Annotated in this window: 1 protein-coding gene; it reads right to left on the minus strand. The window is 42.6% G+C overall.

All coding sequences use genetic code 11. The annotated features are described in order from the left end of the window. Nucleotides 1–3,904, minus strand: a 3,904-nt coding sequence (locus IQ229_RS16705) for a GAF domain-containing protein (RefSeq protein ID WP_194045580.1), incomplete at its 3' end; no start/stop codon positions are given. Between the last annotated feature and the right edge of the window lie 42 nt (nucleotides 3,905–3,946).

Raw genomic sequence — 3,946 nt, forward strand, 5'->3', positions numbered from 1 at the left:
AAGGATTAGGGAGACAGGAAGTAAGAATACTTGAAGTTTCTGTACTCGGAATTTCTTCTGTAGCCTCTAGCTTCCTGCCTCTACACCCTTGTTCTGATTCCGGCTGAGTTTCTAAAATATTTATGATGGCATCAAGGAGTCGTGATGGCTTAATGGGTTTGAATAAATAAGTAGCAAATCCGATTTTGAGCGCCTGTTGCACTTCATCGCGTTGATTAGTAGAGGCGAGCATAATCAAAGGGATCTTAGCAATTGCAGAATTGGCTGGAATTTGTTCTTTTATTGTCATGCCATTTGTTTGGGCTATTTGCATATCAACCAAGACAACATGATATGATTTCCCCTGCTCGCTAGCTTGCTGAATAACTTTAACGGCCGCAGCAATACTGTCAACTCGATCTACCTCCATTCCCCAATGAGTAGCTTGATGGGAGATGATTTTATAATTAGTAGTGTTGTTATCCACTACCAATAAGCGGCGATTTTGTAAAAGTCCGCGTTCGCTCTTAGCGTTGGCAAAGCCATCGCATTTTGGCTCAACAGGCTCAACTTGTTTGGTAAAAAGCAACTCAAACCAAAACTTAGATCCTTTGTCCATCTGACTTTCTACCCCAATCACTCCTCCCATCAAGGTTACAAGTTGTTTACAGATGGCTAATCCCAAACCGGTACCACCATACTTGCGAGTGGTAGAAGCATCCACTTGGGTAAATGGTGTAAAGAGTTTGCGTTGGTCTTCAGGGCTAATGCCAAGACCTGTATCTGTAATGGCAAAATGGATAGTGGCTGTAGTCGGAGAAAGCGTACGCAATTCGGCTTGTACTAATATTTCGCCAGCGCTGGTAAATTTGATGGCGTTGCTGATTAAGTTCATGAGAATTTGCCGCAGCCTACCAGTATCTCCTTTGAGTTGAGTGGGGACGTTGCGATCAATCAGTGCGGCAATTTCTAATCCCTTGTTATGGGCTGAGGGAGCCAATAATTCCACCACTTCTTCTACACAAGTGGATAGGTCAAAATCGAGAGTTTCGAGAGCCATCTCTCCAGCCTCAAGTTTGGAAAGATCTAAAATCTCGTTGATTAAACTTAAAAGAGCGTCTCCACTACTGCGAATTATTTCAATAAAATCTCGCTGTTCTTCGTCTAAGGGAGTATCTAACACCAAACTAGTCATCCCCAATACAGCATTCATCGGAGTGCGAATTTCATGACTGATATTTGCCAAAAAGGCACTTTTCGTCTGAGAAGCTAATTCGGCTTGGCGACGGGCAATTTCAAGTTCTTGTCGCTGACGAGTTTCTGCTGCTAATAGTTGGGCTTGGGTTAAAGCAATACCTACTTGGTCGGCTATTTGCCGCAAAAGATCGGTTTCAAAGTTAGACCAGTGGTGGGAATCGTCACACTGATGAACTATGAACAAACCGCGAAGTTCTTCTTTAACAAGAATAGGTACAACTAAATTGACTTTCACCCCAAACTGTTGCATTAATTCTAGATGACTTTGTTCAACTTCCAGGAGATCCAAGTTATCCAGTCCGAAAATCTTGCCTTGACGGTACTGCTGTAGATAGTACTGTTGGAGATATTCTGCTTCAAAGTAGGGGGCGGCGTTGTTTTGCTCTTTGATTGCTGGTAAGCCAGAAACTACTGCTTCAACAACGGTATTTGCAGACTGATCTGGCAAAAGCTGATAGATTAAAACTCGGTCAGTCTGGAGAATCTTTTGTACCTCTTCGACAGTGATTTGGAGAATTTCTTCGATATCCAAAGACTGACGAATCTTCAGGGTGATTTCGGTAAATAGTTGCGATCGCAAATTTTGGCGTTGTATTTCTTCTTCAACCTGTTTACGCTGGATAAATTGCCCTACTTGCTCGCCGATAGAATTCATCGTTTTTACTAAATCTTCGTCAAGGGGCTGGATTTCCCGGTTGAAGCAGGTAATCACACCGAGGATTTTATTACCGCTGCGGATCGGAAAACCAAAAGCTGCATGTAGTCCTACTTGAGCAGCTATTTTGAAGTTAGGCAAATTAATATTTTTAGCGATATCAGCGATCCAAACAGATTCAGAACTAGCCCAAACCATTCCAGGTAGTCCAATTCCGGGTGCAAAGGTGGTTTGCCGCTTCAGTATTTCAAACTCTTGCATTTCAATGGATGCTTTATGCCAGATATCGAGAAAATGCAGCACATTTGCTTGCTCATCTACCATCCAAATTTCACCCAAATCCCATGCCAAACTCTCACAGATTCCTTGCAATATTTGGCGAGTTGCTTCGCTAATTGTGGCAGACTCTGCTAGAACACGGGTTGCAGCATATTGTGCAGTCAGATGCTGTTGTGTTCGTTTGGCATCGGTAATGTCAATGCCAGTAGCAACGATGTACTCAACACAGCCCTTATAGTCTTTTAAGATGGTATTCGACCAGGCGATCAGCCGCCGACTCCCATCTTTCATTACCCAATAATTTTCATAATTATTGGAAAGTTGACCAGATCGTAACTGGTCAAAAATTGCTTTAACTGGCTGCACCTCTTCAGGAGGTAGTAACAAGTTCCAGCTATACCTACCCCTCACCTCATCAAAGGAGTAACCCGTTATTTGCTCACAAGCTTGATTGAAACGAACGATTTGCCCTTGAGAATCGAGAACTATTACCAACGCTCCGACTGTATCAAGGACTGCTGAGATAAAGTTGCGTTCTTGATTTAAGGTTTCTTCTGTCCTCTTGCGCTCAATAACCTCACGATAGATCAAGTAGTAGACTACAGCAAGAACGATAAAACTTAGGCAAATAGCGATCGCCAATGTCAGAATTGTGTTCTGAGTCCGACTCTTTGCTGCTTGTGACTGCTGTCGGATTCGTCCCCTGTCCTCGTTTTCCATCTCATCGATTGCCTTGCGGATATCATCCATGAGATTTTGGCGATCGTTTTTCAGCAGTACTTGCAACGCTGCCTCTAATCCCTTATTCTGGCGCAAATCGATAGTCTGTTTTAGTTCAGTAAGTTTAGCTGTTATCAGAAATTCAAGCGTTGCAATCTGCTTTTGTTGGTTCGCTTGATCTACTGTTAAATTCTTCAGCTTGGCAATTTCTCGATCGACTTTACTAAGTGCTGTTTGATAAGATTTTAGATAAAGTTTTTCTCCAGTGAAGATGTAACTACGTTGCCCAATTTCAGCATCCTTTACCTGGGACAGTATTTGCTCTTGGCTGTGAAGTTTTTTATAAGTATTTTTTACGATACTGCGATTAAAATTACTAAATACTCTTGTATTTTGATCGGAAACCACCCCAATCAGAACTAAAATTAGTGACGACAAACCAAAACTTGCTGCAATCTTTTTGAAAAATTGCTTGCGTACCCTCTGTGCCTGGTTGCTTTTCTTGGTAACAAGTACTAAACTTGCTAAATTTCGGCGCAATTCCAATTGCTTTATGACTTGACGACCTAAAGTTCGTAATGCCTCTATTTGTTCTGAATTAAGTTCTCGTGGTACGAAGTCAATTACACACAGGGTTCCGAGGGCATATCCTTCAGGGTTAGTTAAAGGTACACCAGCATAAAACCGAATATTTGGGTCAGATGTCACCAGTGCATTTGTTGCAAACCGTTCGTCATCTTTTGCATCAGGCACTACCAAAACATCAGGCTGGAGAATGGCATGGGCACAGAATGCGAAATCTCGGTGCGTTTCTGGGGCATCCAAACCGACTTTTGACTTGAACCATTGGCGATTTCTATCAATGAAGCTAATTAAGGCAATAGGAGTCTGACAAATATACGAGGCTAAACGAGTCAGATCGTCAAAGGTGGCTTCCGATGGCGTATCGAGAATCTTATACTGCAAAATTGCCTCGATTCTCTGGGCTTCGTTGTCAGGTAATGGTGCTTTCATCCTTGAGCCTTATCTACATTCTGGGGATTGGGGGAGCAGGGG

Origin of the sequence: Nostoc cf. edaphicum LEGE 07299 (assembly GCF_015207245.1) — a bacterium.
Taxonomy (GTDB): Bacteria; Cyanobacteriota; Cyanobacteriia; order Cyanobacteriales; family Nostocaceae; genus Nostoc; species Nostoc edaphicum_B.